Annotated in this window: 15 protein-coding genes; 8 read left to right on the top strand and 7 right to left on the bottom strand. The window is 41.9% G+C overall.

Annotated features, from left to right (window positions below):
- Positions 1–213 precede the first annotated feature (213 nt).
- The 6 genes from gyrA to LK453_RS12885 all read left to right on the top strand — a co-directional run bounded on the left by gyrA (position 214) and on the right by LK453_RS12885 (position 10,612).
- Positions 214–2,952, top strand: a complete 2,739-nt coding sequence (gene gyrA, locus LK453_RS12910) for a DNA gyrase subunit A (RefSeq protein ID WP_201537420.1) — start codon at positions 214–216, stop codon at positions 2,950–2,952.
- Positions 2,953–3,092: 140 nt separating this feature from the next.
- Positions 3,093–3,797 carry a glutathione S-transferase gene (locus tag LK453_RS12905; RefSeq protein WP_201537418.1) on the top strand — a complete coding sequence of 235 codons (705 nt, stop codon included), beginning with the start codon at positions 3,093–3,095 and terminating at the stop codon, positions 3,795–3,797.
- The gene (locus LK453_RS12900) at positions 3,787–4,008 is read left to right on the top strand and encodes a hypothetical protein (protein ID WP_007393822.1); all 222 of its coding nucleotides are present in this window, start codon (positions 3,787–3,789) and stop codon (positions 4,006–4,008) included. Before LK453_RS12905 ends, LK453_RS12900 begins: the two co-directional genes overlap by 11 nt.
- Before the next feature lie 475 nt (positions 4,009–4,483).
- Positions 4,484–7,072 (top strand): ATP-dependent chaperone ClpB, encoded by a 2,589-nt coding sequence (clpB, locus tag LK453_RS12895; protein WP_201537416.1) that lies wholly within the window; start codon positions 4,484–4,486, stop codon positions 7,070–7,072.
- A gap of 339 nt (positions 7,073–7,411) precedes the next feature.
- Entirely contained in the window at positions 7,412–8,704 is a 1,293-nt protein-coding gene (locus tag LK453_RS12890) for a hypothetical protein (RefSeq protein WP_201537414.1), read from the top strand.
- A gap of 279 nt (positions 8,705–8,983) precedes the next feature.
- Complete coding sequence (locus LK453_RS12885) at positions 8,984–10,612, top strand: BCCT family transporter (protein WP_201541724.1); 1,629 nt, start codon at positions 8,984–8,986, stop codon at positions 10,610–10,612.
- Between the two features lie 120 nt (positions 10,613–10,732).
- Here the strand turns inward: LK453_RS12885 and LK453_RS12880 are convergent, their stop codons facing one another.
- The 6 genes from LK453_RS12880 to dnaQ form a co-directional block, all read right to left on the bottom strand.
- Positions 10,733–11,095, bottom strand: coding sequence for a hypothetical protein (locus tag LK453_RS12880; protein ID WP_201527815.1), 363 nt, complete (start codon positions 11,093–11,095; stop codon positions 10,733–10,735).
- Between the two features lie 147 nt (positions 11,096–11,242).
- Positions 11,243–11,578, bottom strand: a complete 336-nt coding sequence (locus LK453_RS12875) for a DUF3144 domain-containing protein (RefSeq protein WP_201527817.1) — start codon at positions 11,576–11,578, stop codon at positions 11,243–11,245.
- An 87-nt stretch (positions 11,579–11,665) separates the two neighbouring features.
- Positions 11,666–12,832, bottom strand: coding sequence for a methionine adenosyltransferase (gene metK / locus LK453_RS12870; protein WP_201527819.1), 1,167 nt, complete (start codon positions 12,830–12,832; stop codon positions 11,666–11,668).
- A 375-nt stretch (positions 12,833–13,207) separates the two neighbouring features.
- On the bottom strand, positions 13,208–13,903 hold the full coding sequence (gene nth, locus LK453_RS12865) for an endonuclease III (protein ID WP_007393814.1): 696 nt from the start codon (positions 13,901–13,903) through the stop codon (positions 13,208–13,210).
- 75 nt (positions 13,904–13,978) lie between these two features.
- Positions 13,979–14,806, bottom strand: a complete 828-nt coding sequence (locus tag LK453_RS12860; protein WP_201537410.1) for an RnfABCDGE type electron transport complex subunit B — start codon at positions 14,804–14,806, stop codon at positions 13,979–13,981.
- Positions 14,807–14,928: 122 nt separating this feature from the next.
- Positions 14,929–16,662: a DNA polymerase III subunit epsilon gene (gene dnaQ / locus LK453_RS12855; protein WP_201537407.1), complete on the bottom strand. Its 1,734-nt coding sequence runs from the start codon at positions 16,660–16,662 to the stop codon at positions 14,929–14,931.
- Positions 16,663–16,938: 276 nt separating this feature from the next.
- Here dnaQ and LK453_RS12850 point away from each other — a divergent pair, with 276 nt between their 5' ends.
- Positions 16,939–17,538: a hypothetical protein gene (locus LK453_RS12850; protein WP_201537404.1), complete on the top strand. Its 600-nt coding sequence runs from the start codon at positions 16,939–16,941 to the stop codon at positions 17,536–17,538.
- A gap of 84 nt (positions 17,539–17,622) precedes the next feature.
- The gene (locus LK453_RS12845; RefSeq protein ID WP_201537401.1) at positions 17,623–17,928 is read left to right on the top strand and encodes a hypothetical protein; all 306 of its coding nucleotides are present in this window, start codon (positions 17,623–17,625) and stop codon (positions 17,926–17,928) included.
- Positions 17,929–18,080: 152 nt separating this feature from the next.
- Here LK453_RS12845 and LK453_RS12840 read toward each other — a convergent pair whose 3' ends face one another.
- Positions 18,081–19,808, bottom strand: coding sequence for an efflux transporter outer membrane subunit (locus tag LK453_RS12840; RefSeq protein ID WP_227674391.1), 1,728 nt, complete (start codon positions 19,806–19,808; stop codon positions 18,081–18,083).
- Positions 19,809–19,857 lie beyond the last annotated feature (49 nt).

Here is a 19,857-nt window from a genome sequence, read left to right as displayed (position 1 = left end):
GCATCAGATTTTTAATCACCAAAAAAACGCTAATTTCGTGCAGTGTTTCACAGTTAATGTCAGTAAAACCGCCCGTTTAAGCGTAATTTATGCTAGAATACGGCAGGTTATTATTAGCATAAAAAATTAAAAAATAGTTTGCAGTTTTTTGCCTTTGATAGTTTATTCATAACCGTTTCAAAGCAAGCCAGCTGCTAACATGGAGATGTATGTATGAGTGATTCGGTCAGTCCTATTGCCATCATTGATGAGATGAAGCAATCCTACCTAGATTACGCCATGAGCGTTATTGTATCTAGAGCCTTACCTGATGTACGGGATGGTCTAAAACCTGTGCATCGCCGTATCATGTATGCCATGCATCAGCTGTCAAATGATTACAATAAGCCTTACAAAAAATCTGCCCGTGTGGTCGGTGACGTAATCGGTAAATATCACCCTCACGGTGATACTGCAGTGTATGACGCCATTGTGCGTATGGCTCAAGATTTCAGCCTGCGTTATCCAATGGTAGATGGTCAAGGTAACTTCGGTTCTATCGATGATGACCCTGCAGCAGCGATGCGTTATACCGAAGTACGTATGACTAAGCTGACGCACCAAATGCTGGCCGATCTTGATAAAGATACGGTCGATTGGGAAGACAACTACGATGGCTCTGAGCGCATGCCCAGTGTCTTACCTGCCCGTATTCCGAACTTATTGGTTAACGGAGCGACAGGTATTGCAGTGGGTATGGCGACCAATATGGCGCCACACAACTTAACCGAAGTGCTCAATGCTTGTTTGGCGTATGCTGACAATCCTAATATCTCTAGTGAAGAGTTGACCAATTATATTTCTGGTCCAGATTTCCCTACTGGCGGTATTATCTATGGCCGTGCTGGTATCGTGGATGCATATCGCACCGGTAAAGGCCGTGTGCATATTCGTGGCCGTTACCATATCGAGCCGATGAGTGACACCGGTGTTAACCGTGATCGTGAACGTATCGTCTTTACTGAGATTCCTTATCAGTCGAACAAAGCTAAGCTGATTGAGCGTATCGCTGAATTGGTACGTGATAAGAAGATTGAAGGTATTTCAGAGATTCGTGATGAGTCTGACAAAGACGGTATGCGTATCGCCATTGATTTACGCCGCGGCGAAGTGGCTGAGGTTATTGTTAATAACCTGTTCTTACAGACGCCACTAGAATCTAGCTTTAGTATTAATATGGTTGCGCTTGATAATGGCCAACCAAAGTTGATGACCCTACGTCAGTTAATTGCTGCGTTTGTGCGTCACCGTCAAGAAGTGGTGACTCGCCGTACTATTTTTGAATTAAATAAAGCCAAAGCCCGTGGTCACCTATTAGAAGGTTTAACCGTAGCCTTAGCCAACATCGATGATATCATTGCTACCATTAAAGAGTCGGCCAACCGTGGTGAAGCACGTGAAAAGCTATTGGGTCAAATTTGGGATTCAGGTACTGTAGTAGCGATGCTACAGGCAGCTGGCCGTGGTACTTTAGAGGCAGGCGATTTACGCTCTGTACGTCCTGAATATATCGAAGGTGAGGATTTTAAAAACCCATTTGGCCTAATTGATAATGGCAATAATTATCGCTTATCAGTTGAGCAAGTTAATGCCATCTTAGAGATGCAGTTACATCGTCTAACGGGTTTAGAGCATGACAAGCTAACCGAAGAGTATCAAGATTTATTGCGTCAAATCGCTGAGCTAGAATCTATTTTGGCGGACTTTGATAAGCTAATGCTGGTTATCAAAAACGAAATGCTTGAGATTTTAGAGAACTTTGGTGATGAGCGTCGCACAGATATCGTTGACTCTCGTACTGACTTTAGCCGTGAAGATTTAATTCCTGAGCAAAGCGTGGTATTGACCGTCTCGCGTACAGGTTATGCTAAAACTCAGCCAATCAGTGATTATGTGGCCCAAAAACGCGGTGGTAAAGGTAAATCTGCTACTGCTATGAAAGAAGATGATGTGATTGACCATCTAGTAGTGACGTCGACCCATGCGACTGTATTGTGTTTTACCGATAATGGCCGTGTGTTTAGCTTAAGAGGCTTTGAAGTGCCAATCGCCAGTCGTGGTGCTCGTGGTCGTCCATTGGTCAACATCATCGGTCTAGATGCCGATGAAATTGTTACTACTATTCTACCGATTCCAAATTTATCGGAAGAAATTGACAGCCGTTTTGTGTTCTTTGCTACTGCCAACGGTACGGTAAAACGTGTTGAACTATCACAATTTGCCAATATCCGTTCTAATGGCCTCATCGCTATCGGACTAGAAGAAGGCGATAAGCTGGTATCGGCCCGTATTACCAATGGTGAGCAGGAAGTTATGCTGTTTGCTTCAAGTGGTAAAGCGATTCGTTTTGATGAAAATGATGCTCGTGTGATGGGACGTACCGCCAAAGGTGTCCGTGGTATGCGCATCGCCAAAGATGAGTCCATTAAGTCATTAGTTGTCATCGAAGATGATGTTAAAGAGATCTTGATTGCTTGTGAAAACGGCTATGGTAAGCGTACGCCAGTTGATGAGTTCAACGCTCAGAATCGTGGTGGTGGTGGTGTTATCGCTATCAAGACCAGTGAGCGTAATGGGGCACTGGTACGCGCTACTAAAGTTCAACCTGAAGATGATATTATCTTAATATCTAATAAAGGCACGCTGGTTCGTACTCCAGTAGCACAAGTTGCGACTTCAGGTCGAAACACGCAAGGCGTTACTTTAATTCGTTTGGGTGCTGATGAAGCGTTAGTTGCTATGGCACGCGTCGAGGACAGTGGTGAAGAAGATGAACTTGTTGAGGCCATGAATGAAGATGGCTTGTTATCTGATAGCAATATTGACAGTGACATCGACAATGAATCTTTTGATGAGTCACTAGACAGTGATACTGAGGCGAGTGCTGATAAGGGCTTAGATGAAGATGAGTAAATCGATGAGGATTAACCTTATTGTATAAGGCTTTATACAGTATGGGTTAACAAATTACCTCTATCAGCCATTGACGATAATCTATAAAATGCCGACATAATATGTTGGCATTTTTATTGCCTATAAATTAAGGAAGGTTTATGTCTGATTTACATTTACATCATTTACAAAATTCACGATCATTTCGTATTCTTTGGCTCTTAGAAGAGCTTGGTGTGGCGTATGACTTAACCACCTATGAGCGTACGAAGTCTTATTTGGCACCCAAGGCTTTAGAGCGGGTTCATCCTTCAGGCAAAGCACCTATATTAGAAGTGACAGGCCTCAATCCAAAGGACCCTGAACAAAAAACACCGCTGATAGAGTCGGGTCACATTATCGACTACTTGATGGCCAAATATGACACAGAATTTAAGCTACACCCTGAAGTAGAGGCAGACAGTAAAACTTGGCGTGATTATGATTTTTGGATGCATTATTCAGAAGCGTCAGCGATGCCTCCTTTGGTGATGCGTTTGGTGTTTAGCAAAGTGGTTGAGCGTTCTCCTACATTAATTAAACCCATTGCTAAAGGCATTCGTAAGCAAGTTGAAGCGCTTATGATTAGTAAAAATATCAGTATCGCTTTGGACTTAGTTGAAGCAAAATTGTCCTCTGATCAATGGTTCGCCGGCAGTGAATTCAGTGCAGCAGATGTGCAAATGTGTTTTGTTATTGAAGCGGCAAATTCACGCGAAGGTTTCGATACTGTCAGATATACCAACACACTTAATTGGTTGAAACGTTGCCAAAGCAGACCTGCTTATCAAGCCGCTGTCAAAAAAGGGGGTAAGCTTGAGTTCTAATCCGTCAAATCAGGTCAAAGACGATTCTATAGTTGCCAAACCTGAAGTATTAAAAAACTGGAAAATGAAACTGTTAGTTTTACTACTGTGTGGGGTTAGTTTTTTTGCTGGTTGGCAAGCAAGCCGCTCTCATATGGTAAAAGAATGTCAATTGGCAGGCGCTCAAGTCACAGTAGAGAATCGGATGGTGATTTGTGATATGCCTCAATAACATTAGTATGACTGATTTGGGTTGCTAGATTGATGCTAGTTAGACTGCCGCTAGATTTAGAGTGCTATTAATTAATTAACTAATTAATTAATCTCGTTCTCCACTGTGTTCTATTTTTTGAACCCGTATCCAATGTATAAGCATTGGATACGGGTTTTTTTTGGGGAGTTCATTAGGTATAGTTAATGGCATTAACTGGTTTATCATGGTTAATAAAGACCTTAAGATGGGCTTAGCATTAACAAATCAAAAGAGGACTCACATAAGGGTAGCCACTTGATAGTCACCTAAAAACATTGACAGGGTTAACAATTATAATTTTTTACTTGAAATTAATCAGCGCAGATAGCATATATAACTCAGAACCAAGTGATTTGAGAGCGCTGTCTACCGTGAATTTTTTAGGTAAGCAGAGCTTGAAAATTACTGCATTTAAATAGATATAAAAAGTATAAATTATTATAAGGATTAATCGATGAGATTTGAAAAGTTCACTCAAAAATTACAGGCTGCTTTACAGCAAGCGCAAAGTCTGGCTATTGGTCGAGACCATACCAGTATTAGCCCGATTCATATTATGGCGGCGCTGTTAGAAGACGAGTCTAATATTTCAATATGCCAACAGGCGGGTGCCAGTATTCCAGGCCTTAAAAACGGAGTAGCTAAAGCCCTTGAAAATGAAGCCGTGATTGCCAACCCTACGGGCGAAGTTAACCTTAACCCAGAGTCGGTACGCGTACTTAATTTAGCCGATCGTCAAGCCCAAAAAGCGGGAGATGATTATATCGCCACAGAATGGGTCATGTTGGTATTAGCAGAGCAAGGCGACACTAAAAAGATTTTTAAAGAAGCAGGGGTTACTTCAGAGAAATTAAAAGCCGTTATTGAGCAACTTCGTGGAGAACAAACCGTGGACAGTCAAAACGCTGAAGATCAACGTGATGCCTTAAATAAATACACCATCAACCTTACTGAACGTGCAGAAATGGGTAAACTTGACCCAGTGATTGGTCGTGATGAAGAGATTCGTAGAACGATTCAAGTGTTATCACGCCGTACCAAAAACAACCCAGTGCTAATTGGTGAGCCAGGTGTGGGTAAAACGGCTATCGTTGAAGGTTTGGCTCAAAAAATCGTCAATGGTGATGTACCTGAAGGTCTGCGTCGTAAAGAAGTTTTGTCATTAGATTTAGGGGCGTTGATTGCCGGTGCTAAATACCGTGGTGAGTTTGAGGAGCGTCTAAAAAACGTTCTTAATGACTTAGCAAAACAAGAAGGCAACGTTATCTTGTTTATTGACGAGCTGCACACTATGGTTGGGGCGGGTAAGAGTGACGGTGCAATGGATGCAGGTAACATGTTGAAACCTGCACTGGCACGAGGTGAGCTACACTGTGTGGGCGCCACCACTCTAGATGAATATCGTCAGTATATTGAAAAGGATGCGGCCTTAGAGCGTCGTTTCCAAAAAGTATTGGTTGATGAGCCTACCGTTGAAGATACCATTGCTATTTTGCGTGGCCTTAAAGAGCGTTATGAGCTACACCATGGTGTCGACATCCAGGATAGCGCTATTATTGCTGCGGCGCGTATGAGTCATCGTTATATCACTGACCGTAAGCTACCGGATAAAGCCATTGACTTAGTGGATGAAGCAGCCAGCCGCTTGCGTATGGAGATGGACAGTAAGCCTGAAGCATTGGGCAAGCTTGATAGCCGTCTCATTCAATTAAAAATGCAACGCGAAGTGCTTAAAAATGAAGAGGACGCAGGGGCTCAAGCTGAGCGCAAAGTTCTTGATGAGCAAATCGAAGAGCTTGAAAAAGAATACGCTGATCTTAATGAGATTTGGCAGGCTGAAAAAGCTCTGGTGAAAGGCAGCCAACAACTAAAAGACGAGTTGGATAAAGCACGTATTGCTTATGACAAAGCGAGCCGTGAAGGTGACTATGAAACCATGAGTAAACTGCAGTATGAGACCATTCCGCAGTTAGAGAAGCGTATCACTGAATCTGACCTTGCTGAACAGAAAGAGCAGGCAGGCGAAGGCGACCGTATCAAGTTATTACGTAATAAAGTGACGGATAATGAGATTGCCGAAGTGGTGGCTGCAGCGACAGGTATTCCAGTCAACAGAATGCTTCAAGGTGAGCGTGAGAAAATGTTGGCTATGGAAGAACGTTTGCATGAGCGGGTAGTCGGTCAGGATGAAGCCGTACAATCAGTGGCCAATGCGGTACGTCGTAGCCGTGCGGGTCTGTCTGATCCAAACCGTCCTTCAGGTTCATTCCTATTCTTAGGCCCAACAGGGGTAGGTAAAACTGAATTGACTAAATCACTGGCCAATTTCTTGTTTGACTCAGAAGATGCTATGGTTCGTATCGATATGAGTGAATTCATGGAAAAACACAGTGTGAGTCGTTTAGTGGGTGCGCCTCCAGGGTATGTTGGTTATGAAGAAGGTGGGGTATTGACAGAAGCGGTACGTCGTAAGCCTTATAGTGTGATCTTGTTTGATGAGGTGGAGAAGGCGCACCCTGATGTATTCAATATTCTGCTACAGGTATTGGATGATGGCCGCTTAACAGACTCACAAGGCCGAGTGGTTGATTTCAAAAATACGGTTATCATCATGACCAGTAACTTAGGATCGCATAAGATTCAAGAGATGGCAGGGGATGACTATGAAGAAATCAAATCTGCGGTGATGGAATCTGTGGGTCAGCACTTCCGTCCTGAGTTTGTGAACCGTATCGATGAGATTGTGGTATTCCATCCGCTTGGCATGTCACAGATGGCAGGTATCGCTGACATTCAGTTAAATCGTCTGCGTGATCGTCTCAAAGAGCGTGAAATGGACATCAAATTGTCTCCAGATGCGATGCATATGCTAGTGGCAGTGGGTTATGACCCTGTTTATGGGGCACGTCCTTTAAAACGTGCTATCCAGCAACAGATTGAGAACCCACTATCATTGAAACTGTTGTCTGGTGAGTTTGTTGCCGGTGACACCATCAAGGTTGATGTTGATGAAGAAGATAACTTAACCTTCTCCAAAGCATAAAGGCTAATTAATAACGGAAACGTTATTAATCCTTAGCAGTGATTTCAAAATGACCCCTTATCTATCTAATAGGTAAGGGGTTTTTTGGGTTAATAAGTAATGAGTGTTTCGATAGGTGATTTCGATAGGTGACAGTGCTGTAAATAGCAGATTGTTCGGATATTAATTAATCATAAAATATTAAAAATTGCCCTTATATTAGTAAGGATATTGCTTACCCTGTGCGCTTTGTTTATCATGTAATGTTTCTAGCAATCTTTTGATAAGTAAATATATATTGGCTTATCTGTCTGTACACTTTCTCCTCATTTACTAACCTCCATCCGTAAGGAAAATACGATGACTTTAGCCACACCATTCAAAAAGACCAAACTTATTGCCCTGTTACTGGTGAGTCTCTTCGCCGCTTCTTCTTGCAGCACATTAAATTCAGAAACCCAAAGCCAAACCCAAAGCTTGAATGGTCAACAGTCTACCGTAGCCAATAGCGAGATTACAGACGTTAAAGCTTCAAAAATGGCAACACTAGATACCACTCAATGGGCCCAGAAGTTAAGCTCATGTAGTGCCGACTACAAAAAGTTAATCGAGCCAGAGATTAAAAAGTTTGCCAACCAAACGTTAACGTACGATAAGTTGTTTGACCAGAAAAATAGTAACATCGACTTAGCCAATCAGCTGTCAGAAACTGAATCACTGCTGTGTAAGAATGAGTCTTTGACCATTGTAGAGCAGATGAATCTGGCTAAAATTGAGGCAGCCCAACAACAACTTCAAAAAGCAAACTTATCAGAAGCCGACAAAAGAGATGCTTTATCAAACTTACTATATGCTCAACAAGCTCTGTTTTTCAGCTATGTCCGTCATGGTGTACTCTCTGATGAACAACAAGATGTACAGTTATGGTTGAAAGCAAATGATATATGGAAACAATGGTTAAATGAGCCGGTAGCTTTTACCGATGCGGACGCCATGGTGACCACGTTAATGACTAATAAAGCCTTAATTTCTACGGTTAAACAATTGACTGATTATTTGCAAAAATCTTCAGTTGAGTTAAAGCAGCATCCTAAGAAAAAAGAATTGCTATTTAACCAAACGCTGATTTTCCTAGCACAATCTGAAACCAATAACAGAGAAGTTAGACAGTCACTCAGTAAGTCTACCGAGTCTTTACCGTGGCTGAAACAAATGACAGAGCAACTCTCTGACCATCAGCAAACCGATAAAAAAGCCAAAAACACATCACAAGAGTTGACGGTTAACCAGACAGAAAAGGCCTTATCTGAGGTGCTTCAGCGTGATGAGAGTCTATACTTTACTCAGTTATTAAAGTTAACTGCCATTAGATATCAAGACTTTAATGAAGATAAATCACTTGAAAGTGCCAAAACTTTCTTAACTGAAGAAGTAGAAGATCTAGCAATAAGTGAGCTGCTTGGGGCAATGGACTATGCAAAAATAGGCGATCAAGAGTCTAGTAAACGTTGGTTAGACAAAGCCTTTGCTCATAATGATATAGCCACTGAAATTTGTCAGTTACCTAAACTGAATCCTGCCAGCTTAAACCCTTTCTTTAATGAGAAGAATGGTAAATGGTTCTTATCTGAGGTTAATAAGCAATGTAGTTAAGCTTATCTAAACAAAAATTGTATTTACTAAATTAGTCATAAAAAGAGGCTCGGTTAATAACTGGGCCTCTTTTTTTAATTACCGTCTAAATAAATCTGAAATAGTCTCATTTAAACGCTTTTATTGATCAAAAATAGTATAAATCATTAATCTTTTATTCTAAAGAAATCAAAACAGTCAATTATTTTTTGTTGTTTTATTACAATTAACCTGTTTCAAAAATTGCTAATTATTAAGCCAGTTGATACAGTGGCCTCTTTTTTGACAGGACACAAACAAATGAGTGATTTAAAGATTGGGCGTTTAGGACCCTTTCCTCGGGTCAATAAACCAGTATTTATAGCCTCAGTTGTATTGATTCTTGGGTTTATTGTATTTGGTGCTTTGTTTCAGGAAATGGCAAATGCTGTTTTCGGTGAAATGCAAAGCTTTATCACCCACCGATTTGGTTGGTTTTTCATCCTCGTAATGAATGCCGCCGTCTTAGTTTGTCTGTATTTAATCTTTAGTAAATATGGCGATATTAGGCTTGGGCATCAGACAGAAGCGCCTCAATATAGTTTGCCTTCTTGGATAGGGATGCTGTTTTCAGCCGGTATTGGTATCGGCATCATGTACTGGGGAACAGCTGAACCGGTTTATCATTTCATGGCGCCGCCATTGGGTGAAAAAGAGACCGTTGAAGCCGCTAAGCAAGCGATGAATATCTCCTTCTTACACTATGGGATTCATGCGTGGGCTATTTATGCGGTTGTCGCTTTATCATTGGCTTATTTTCACTTTCGCCGAGGTTTACCATTAGCGATACGCTCAGCTTTATATCCTATTTTGGGCAAGAGAGTGAATGGGCGTTGGGGCCATACAGTAGACACGCTAGCAGTGTTTGGTACTATGTTTGAGGTAGTGACTACCTTAGGCTTGGGTGTGCTACAGATTAATTCAGGACTAGAGGGACTGTTTGCTCTACCTAACAATATCACCATACAGATTGTTTTAATCGCTTTGATTACTTTATTGGCATGTGGTTCATTGATGCTAGGTCTGGATAAAGGAATTAAGCGCTTAAGTGACTTAAACATATTTCTTACTTTTGTGCTACTAACTTTCGCCTTCTTGTTAGGCCCAACCCAATATATTATGGACAGTTTTGTCGAAAATATTGGTAACTATGTTCAAAATATAGTGCAACTGGCATTTTGGAATGAAGCTTATTCTAAAACCGATTGGCAGTCATCTTGGACGATTTTCTATTGGGCATGGTGGGTAAGTTGGTCGCCATTTGTTGGGGTGTTTATCGCGCGTATTAGTCGTGGCCGTACCATTCGTGAGTTCTTATTGGGAGTACTGTTTGTCCCTATGACCATTCTGTTCTTCTGGTTCACAACTTTTGGTGGTGTGGCAGTGAATATGGAGTTAATGGGTAACCCAGGCTTTATTGAAGTGGTGCAGAATGATTATGGTAATGCTATTTTTAAACTGATAGAATTCTATCCGTTTACGCAAGCGACAACGCTACTCATTGTTATCATGATTGTGCTTTGGTTTGTGACCTCTTCAGATTCTGCCAGCTTCGTTATTGATATGCTAACCTCAGGCGGTGATACCAACCCGCCTAAGATTCAGCGTTTATTTTGGGCACTAACACAAGGCGTGGTAGCTGCAATATTATTGGCCGCAGGTGGACTAGGTGCACTGCAAGCAGCCGCTATTGTGGCCGGTTTCCCCTTTGCCGTGGTGGTGGTGGTAATGATGTATTCGTTAATGCGAGGTCTAAGCCGTGATAGACTCATTTTATACCGTGCCCAACAGAAGTTTATTACTGAAGAATCTGCTGAGCACAACACTGCCGATGAATTTGTCGATGAAGAGTTGTTAAAAGGTCCGCCAAAGATTGTTTCTGGGGACTAAGTCTCAATAAGAGAATAAGTTTTGATTTATATAAAAAAGGCCAATTCCATCGAATTGGCCTTTTTTATAGTTTAGTTATTTATAAAGGGTAACTTATAACTGCGCCTTACGTTTGATAAACTATTGGGTGGGCAGTCCTGTACCGCATTCGCCCGGGGTATAGCTGATAGCAGTTGCAGTAGTGCAGGCTGAGCAAGCATTGCCTGCTGTCTTATAACTGATTTGACCATTAGTTGCTTTGTGTTTGACACATACGGGATCATATTGCATGGTACACATAACTTGTTCTTTATCGGGCGTAAAAGCACCACATTGCGTTATCATGATGCTATTGTCAGGAGTAGGCGTGTTAGTGTTAGGGACTGAATTAGACTCTTCTGCTGTCACACAGCCTGTCATCAGTAAACCTGTGGTAAGCGACAAAGCCATGATTTTAGAAACAGTAAATCGCTTGTGCTGTCTGTTAAGAATAAATGTCATCATAATAATACCTCATCCTTATTGAGTGATTTCCAGATTCTTATATCTTAACAAAAAAAATAGCCCACCAAAGGTGAGCTATTTATCTGTATTGTATTCAAAATATTGCTTGTTTTTAAATAAACTAGTTAGATAGCCATCTAAAAAAGTCTACTTTTCTACTGAGTCAGTTGGCACATATTTATCAAAGTTATCAGCGTAATCATCTAAGTTATCACTTAACATTTGACGATATTGTTTGGCATAAAACTCAATGATTTCATTTTTTTCTGAAGCCAAATCGCTACCTTTGACGAAGCCAATAGAGGCGACTGATGCACTATAACGGGCGGCTGCATATAACAATGAAGCACCCACTTGGCCTGAATGAGAGTCTGGACCTAATTGACTGTTAGCCAGTTCAATAATGGCATCAGCACGTTTGTAAAAGGCTTCAATATCTTTTGAAAGCTCAGGTTTTTCGTTGCTATTTGGAATGTCGGTCATAATTTTTAACTTCAATTTTTAAATTTATGGGGACAATGCTGCACTGTTTATCACATAAACTAAAGTGCAGCTTGAAAGAATCAATAACTAGATATTGGCGTCTGCTCTTAAGATATCTGCCTTATCCGTTTTTTCCCATGTGAAAGCAGTTTCACTGCCTTCGCGGCCGAAGTGACCATAAGTGGCCGTTTGCTGATACATAGGTTGTAGAAGATTCAACATATGAGTAATGCCATAAGGACGTAGGTCAAAGTGAGTACGGATAAGCTCAATAATCACCTCATGGCTTACTTTTGACGTGCCAAAAGTATTCACCGCAATAGAGGTCGGCTCAGCCACACCAATGGCATAACTAATTTGAACTTCACAGCGCTCTGCAAGGCCCGCAGCCACGATATTTTTTGCCACATAACGACCGGCATAAGCGGCACTACGGTCAACTTTAGAAGGATCTTTACCACTAAAGGCACCACCACCATGACGCGCCATACCGCCGTAAGTATCTACAATGATTTTACGACCTGTTAGACCTGCATCACCTACAGGACCGCCGATAACGAACTTACCGGTTGGGTTAATATGATAACGCGTGTCTTTGTGTAGCAGCTCAGCAGGAATAACCTGTTTGATGATGCTTTCCATGACCGCTTCTTGTAAATCTGCTTGCGAAACATCTGGATCATGTTGGGTTGATAACACGACAGCATCGATGGCAGAAGGGATACCGTTGGCATATTTTAGGGTCACTTGAGCTTTGGCATCAGGACGTAACCAAGGTAACTCGCCTGAACGACGCAATTTAGACTGACGTTCCATTAAGCGGTGCGCATATTCAATAGGCGCTGGCATTAATACTTCGGTTTCATTGCTGGCATAGCCAAACATTAGTCCTTGGTCACCAGCACCTTGATCTTCTGGATTTTGACGATCAACCCCTTGAGCAATCTCAGGAGACTGTTTACCAATCATATTGATAACCGCACAAGTGCTGCCATCGAAGCCTAAATCAGAATGGTTATAACCAATCTCATTAACGGTATCGCGAACAATGCGCTCGATATCAATATTGGCAGTAGTTGAGATTTCACCTGCTAAAACAACTGCCCCTGTTTTAACTAAGGTTTCACAGGCCACACGGGCATGTAAATCTTCACGCATAATTGCATCAAGCAAGGCATCTGAAATTTGATCTGCCATTTTATCAGGATGGCCTTCACTTACAGATTCTGAGGTAAAAAGTTGATAGTCATGCATAGTAGGAGAGTCACTTATATTCGGGGCTTGACTTCACAAATTCGAGATTTTAGCTCTACACTATTATAGGATACAAATTATAGGAAACAATAGTGTAGTATGTTGGCAAAATCTGAAAAAGACAAACGTAAGATGTAAATAGCCTATTTTACCCTTTACTCACTTAAAACTCTAGTCACTTGGTCACTATTCAGCGGTTTTAAAGGCGTTTAACTTTGATTAGCCCTATTAAAAATAGGTAACCCTATGAGGGAACAAGCTCTTAGCAGATAAGCGGGTCTTTAAGTAATAAAAGTAACTAAATTTTGCTGAAAATTATTAAGGCTACTGAAAATTATATGGGTTATTGACAGTTATAAAACTTACTTTAGAAAATTATAGCTCAGCAAACACCTGTTTGTCTTTAAACATACATTCTTCATAAACTGGACATGCTCCGCATTTGGGAGTCCGTGCTTGGCAAGTATAACGTCCATGTAAAATAAGATAATGATGGGCGTCTAAAATATAGTCTTCAGGGATTCGCTCAACTAGTTTTTGTTCAACGGCGAGCACTGTTTTGCCCGTGGCCAGTCCGGTGCGGTTACTGACCCGAAAGATATGGGTATCGACTGCCATGGTCGGTTGACCAAAAGCAGTGTTTAACACCACATTGGCTGTTTTACGACCCACTCCGGCCAGGGCTTCTAAGTCTTTACGATTATCAGGTACCTGACTGTTATGCTTCTCAATTAAGTCTTTACAAGCTTTAATGACGTTTTTGGCTTTTGAGTTATACAAACCTATGGTTTTAATATAGTCTTTTAAGCCTTCCTCGCCTAACGCATAAATGGCTTCAGGCGTATTGGCTACCGCATAAAGCTTACGGGTGGCTAGGTTAACACTGACATCAGTCGCTTGAGCGGAGAGAATGACCGCAATGAGTAGCTCAAAGTTACTGTTATATTCAAGCTCAGTAACCGGCTCATCAATGGCAGCAGCAAGTTTCTCAAAAAAGGGTCGCACATTGCGGTTGGGCAGGCGTCTTGAAGGGGGCGTTTCTGCTGTCTTATGTTTAACCACTTTACTCATATCGATTCAGGTTTTAATCCGTTTAAATTGTTTATAGATCAGAGGCAAAGCTGTAAGCAAAAGGATCAAGTCTCACTAATCAGCAAGTTGTGCCAACTCCTGCTTTAAAGCTTCTAGCTCCGCCTGTTTACTTTCGTTAGGGCGTGCGGTCAACTGCTTCTCTAGCTTTTTAATTTTAGTGCGTAGTTTTGCGGCCGCAATAGTGGCTTTGGCTTTAGACTCATCAATATCTAAGCTTTGATGAGAGGCATTGCCAATCATGGTTTCTATCACACTAGTAACAGGCTTAGAATGAGTATTGTCGACCATTTGTTCCGCCACTCGGTTTAAATGAGTGTGATAGCGGTATCTTAGATGAGCTTGTTCTTTGGCTCTATATTCTGCTGTTTCAATAGCAGGATCACGAGGCACTTCAATCAAGTCGATACAATCGACCGGGCAGGGTGGTAGACAAAGCTCGCAACCCGTACATAAATCGCTGATGATGGTGTGCATGTGCTTGCCAGTGCCGACAATAGCATCTACTGGGCAGGCAGGAATGCATTTAGTACAGCCAATGCAATCGTCTTCACGGATAATGGCTCTGACTTCTGTAGGACGATGGGTGTTGGGGTCAACCGGCCACTGAGACTCACGAACGATTAAGGGTTCTCTGTCTAGTATTTCAGCGATAGTATCACTAACGGGCTGACCACCAGGCACACATTTATTATGCGGCTCATTGTCTACCACCATAGCGATGGCGTAGGGTAGGCAACCATCGGGATGGTCGCATAATCCACATTGAGTTTGAGGTAAGGTGGCGTCAACAGTAGCAATTTTCTGGCGTTGATCTTCTGTCAGGCGCTCAAGTCCAAAGCGATTAAATAAAATAGGCAGGGCGTTTAATCGTTCAGTGCTCACAAGTACCTCATAACAAATAATGAATAAATAGCTTTAAAGCCAGTACCGAATGAGTGCTGGCCAAGGATGTATTGTAATACGTTAAGACAGATTAGTTAACAATTTAGGCATATAGACAAAGACTAAGAGGCAATAAACAAGTTATTGGCTAAATTAGGCGCTATAGAGGTAGTTGCCGCTAGAGAGTGCTGGCTTACGATAGACTTTTGATACAACAAATGCGCAGCTTTAGAAGCGTCGTCAATCTTATAAAAGCAGCTCACGCCTTGAGTCTCTGCCAAATCAGGATATTTCTTTAGCAACTTGCTGACCCAACTAACATGATTATCTAACGAGGTATTAGCCTTCAAAATTTGAGAAGCTAAATGGCTAAAATCTGCATGAGAGCCTTCGCCTTCGGACTGGGTGTCTTCGTCAATCGCCAGCGCTACCTGACCACCCGTCATGGCCAGATAAACTTCTGCTAGAATCTCTGAGTCCAATAAAGCGCCGTGGAAGGTACGGTCCATCTTACCAACGTTTAGACGACGTACTAAAGCATCTAGCGTGTTCTTTTGACCAGGATATTGCTGTTTGGCCATGACCAAAGAGTCGGTAACCGTCACTTTTTCTGCAAAATCGCTCAGGCCCACTCTATCAAATTCCATCGATAAGAAGCTCATATCGAATGGAGCGTTATGGGCAATCAACTCAGCACCCAGCATAAATTCGTAAAGGGGTTTCGCCACCTCTTTGAACTTAGGTTTGTCTGCTAAAAACGCTTCTGTAATACCGTGGACTCTGATAACTTCATCATCCATACCACGTTCAGGGTTGATATAGACGTGTAGTTTCTCACCGGTAAATTTGCGGTTAACCAATTCGATAATACCTACCTCAATAACCCGATCGCCTTTTAAAGCGTCAAGTCCGGTGGTTTCCGTATCCATAATCAATTGACGACCCGTTTTTCCTCTGTTGATCGGTTCAGGCAAGAGAGGTCTGAAGTGCGGGTTGGCACGACTGGTATCTCCATCGAACTCAATTTCTTCAGTTTGCTGTGACACTTGTGGTTCAGCTGCTGCTAGGGTAGGTGAGGCTTGTTCGCTACTTGGAACTTCTGGGTTTGACATAGGCATAGGCGATATAGGGTCTGAGATGGAAGCGGATGGTTGATGACTACTAGACTGTGGCACAGAAGCCGTTTCTTCTTCAAAGGCTACTTCTGGGCCGCTTTCATAAAAGCCTAAAGGATCATCCATAATCCAATCAATGTTATCTTGGGGAGAATTCATGGCAACGTTAGAGTCTATTGGATTAAAGGGGTGATTTAAGGGGCTATTTAGTTTTTTTTTAAGCTCATCATCATTCGTAAAGTTGTCATTACTAGCACGGTCATTAGTTAAGGCGTCGGTAGACTCAGAAGAAGATAAGATGCCACGGTTGGCAAGCTCATCAGCTTTTTCGTTACCTTCATGACCGGCATGGCCTTTTACCCAGTGCCAACTGACATCACGGCTGGCTTGTAAGGCATCTAAACGTTGCCATAACTCTTGATTCTTGACCGGTTTATTGCCAGAGGTTTTCCAGCCTTTATTTTTCCAACCTTGAATCCATGAGGTAATGCCATTCTTGACATAGCTTGAGTCGGTCCAAATCTCTAAATGTTGATCGTGAGGACTTTTTTCAAGCGCTATAATGGCACCCATCAACTCCATTTTATTATTAGTGGTATGAGCATCCCCACCAAAGTATTCTATTTGTTGGCCATCACTCAGTACCAAAAAAGCCCCCCAACCACCAGGACCGGGATTACCTTTACAGGCACCATCGGTAAATGCGATTGTGGTATTGGGCTTTGGATTAAGAACAGACATGGCGACTCACATTACTTAGATTATGATAGGACTTAGATTATGATAGAGAAATAGAGCGACTAGTATAGCAAATATAGTGCCTCTGTTTGAGCGAGATGGCTTAATATATTGCACAATAGCAACCATATAGATAACAAGTTTGCTAAAATACAGTATTCTTACAGCTGTCATTTTTTGACATCTCTATAATTTAGACCTAAGTCGTCTTAACCTGTTGTTGTTATTAACCTTAGCTCAATCTAAATCCCATTTATACTTATCTACTGGAACTGTCTTTTGAAACCACTTAATTTATCAAAAATTTCTTCGGCTTTGTTTCTCACCGGTGCTGCACTTATGTTGAACGCCTGTGATAAGTCTGAAACCACCGACACAGTTGTTAATACCGAGGCGGGAGCAAAGCAGCAAGATTCTGAAGCGCTAATTAAACAACATGCGGCTATGTTTTCTGGCTGTTATACCGTCAGTCATGACGAGCCTGCACAAATAAAAGTAAGTCAGCAGCAGCAGGGTTTGGTCATGCAAATGAAAGAACCTAAATCAGCGAATAGAGTCTGGGATGATCCTGAACCGCTTGAAGTCATGCCAATGGATAAAGTATCAAAATACTTCTCAGTAGATCCGAAAAACGTAGAAGGCATTATAGGGCGTCCCGACCGAGTTTTGGTCATGGCCCAAGTTAAGCAAGCGTATGTTAATATCGATCCTACCTTAGACAGTCAGTACTTAGGGTACATTTTGCAGGGTGCAAATACTATTTATAAAGTTGAGTGTGATGACACGCCAGCTGAAGAGCTATCTGAGAGTGCTGCCCAAAATAAAGACAGTGTGGGTAATATTACCATTAAGCCTGCAGGTAATGTGGCCACTCAATAACCACCGCTTAGCTTAGATTATTAACTCGTTATACCATTCATTGAGTGAGTTAACGCTTAAGTTATTGGTTTAATAGGAATAAAAATGGGTTTTCTAAATTATTTATTAATGGGAACATTGGCTTATGCGGCAGGATGGGCAATTCGCTTATATGTGTTAGAAAAAGGGCCTAAGCCTGAGCAGCCATACAGCCTGTCTCATCCTAAGATTAGAATCTACTTGGCGATCTTCTTTGTCATTATGTTGATCATATCCGCTTTATTAGGACGCTTTGTATTAGGGCATAACGGTCTTGATATAGCGTTTGTTATTGTTAACAGTTTAGTGGCTACTTTTGTCTTCTCTTTCGGTTTAAGCCCTGATCATATTCGACATGATTTGCCAGATTAACGATTGGCTATCATAGCCTGATAATAGGATAGGTAAGCAAAATAGTCGGACCAATGAAATGTCGTGATTAGCAAGACTAGTTAGAAAGCTTATTTTATCAACAAAAAAAGGCGCTAATATTAGCGCCTTTTTTTAGAGTTCAGATACAGGTTTTAAGGTTTTACAACCTTCATACCTTCTTTGGTTTCTACTACTTTAGAGCCTGCAGGCTGAGTGGTAGTTTCCACAACAGAGATATAAGCATCTGTACTATTGTCATTGTTAACATCTACCGGTCTCATCTGCTTTTGTTCTACCACTTTAACCGGTTGGTTGGCTTCAATAGCGTAAGCTTGAGCAGGTGTCACAATAGCTGGACCGCGACTGGATTCAACAGCTTGGACCGCTTTTTGCTTGTCACTTTGACCATCAAACACATTAACTAAGTTACGGTATTTAGAAGTAGGTACAGCGATAGTCCCTAAGTTCGCGCCGCCACCCAATACTTGATATAGCTCAATTTGGTTATTTAAACGTTCTTGCTCTAAGTTCAAAATAGACTGTTGGGTTGAGAACAACGAACGTTGAGCGTCCAATACCGCTAAATAGTCATCGACCTGTGCTTTAAATCGAGCTTCTGAAATATCAAATAAACCTTGATAGTTCTCTTGTAGACGATACTCAGCTTGTGTTCTTTGATCCAAAGTAGCACGGTCCGCTAGAACATCGTTCACTTCTTTGAAGGCCGCTTCTACAGTGCTTTCGTAATTAGCAACTGCTTGATCACGTTCAATCTGAGCCACTTCATAGTTGGCATCACGTTGACCGGCATCAAACAAAGGCAATTTGATAGAAGGACCAAATGACCAACTTGAGCCATTGCTTCTGAACAAACCTGATAGATCGTCACTTGAGTAACCAAGATTACCCGTCAAGCTAATTGACGGATAATAAGCAGCTCGGGCCACTTCAATATTGGCACCGGCGGCTTTTAAATTGTATTCCGCTTGAAGTACGTCAGGACGGTAGCGTAGTAGATCACTAGGCAAACCTGCACTTAATACTGTGCTTGACGCAATAGAAGGAACCGCTGGCTCTGGCATCATGTCATCGCTAATGGGGGCCCCCACTAAGAATTTAAGGGCATTTCTAGCTCTTAATACCCCACTTTGAGCATTTAGCGCCGCAATACGAGCTGTCTCAGCAGAAGCTGCCGCTTGTAAAGAGGGGGCTTTAGAGTCAATACCTGCCTCTAAACGAGCTCTGGTAATACGCAGCGACTCTTCACGAGTTTGCAAGGTACTAATTGCCAACTCTAATTGCTTTTGCTGATAGCTTAGGTTGACATAGCTTTTGGCAATATTAGCAATCAAACTGACTTGAGCAGTATCGCGAGCAGCAGTGGTGCTTAAATAGTTTTGTAGCGCTTGGTCTTTTAAGCTAGCTATCTTACCCCAGAAATCGAGTTCATAGGCAGCCATACCAAGGCCGACACTATAGCTATCGCTAGGATTACGATCTCTTGCATTGTTTGCACCACGGGAATAATCACCATTCAACCCTATATTAGGCGCATCATTACTGTCAGTAATGCGGTATTGAGCCTGAGCTTTTTGGATAGCTAACACTGCTTGCTTAACATCTTTATTGTTATCAAGTCCCATCTGAATAAGCGCTTTAAGCTTAGGGTCAGTATAGAAGCTCTGCCAACGTACGGCAGCAAGACTTGAAGGCACTTGGTTGTTGCCATAAATCTCGTAGTTCTCGCCTGGCATTAAAGGAATGTTAGGGCGAGCGACCACAGGATTGGTATCGGCCAAAGGTACGCTTTGACAAGCACTAATAGCGACTGTCAAAGCAGATAGACCAAACAAACGTGCCCATTTAGTAGATGTATTCATAGCAAGTGCACTCACGGCTCGACTTTTTAGGTTAATAGTTGATTTTACA

Source organism: Psychrobacter sanguinis (genome assembly GCF_020736705.1).
Classification (GTDB): Bacteria; Pseudomonadota; Gammaproteobacteria; order Pseudomonadales; family Moraxellaceae; genus Psychrobacter; species Psychrobacter sanguinis.
Note: the sequence above shows the minus strand (reverse complement) of the source record. Positions and strands in the feature narration are given on the sequence as shown.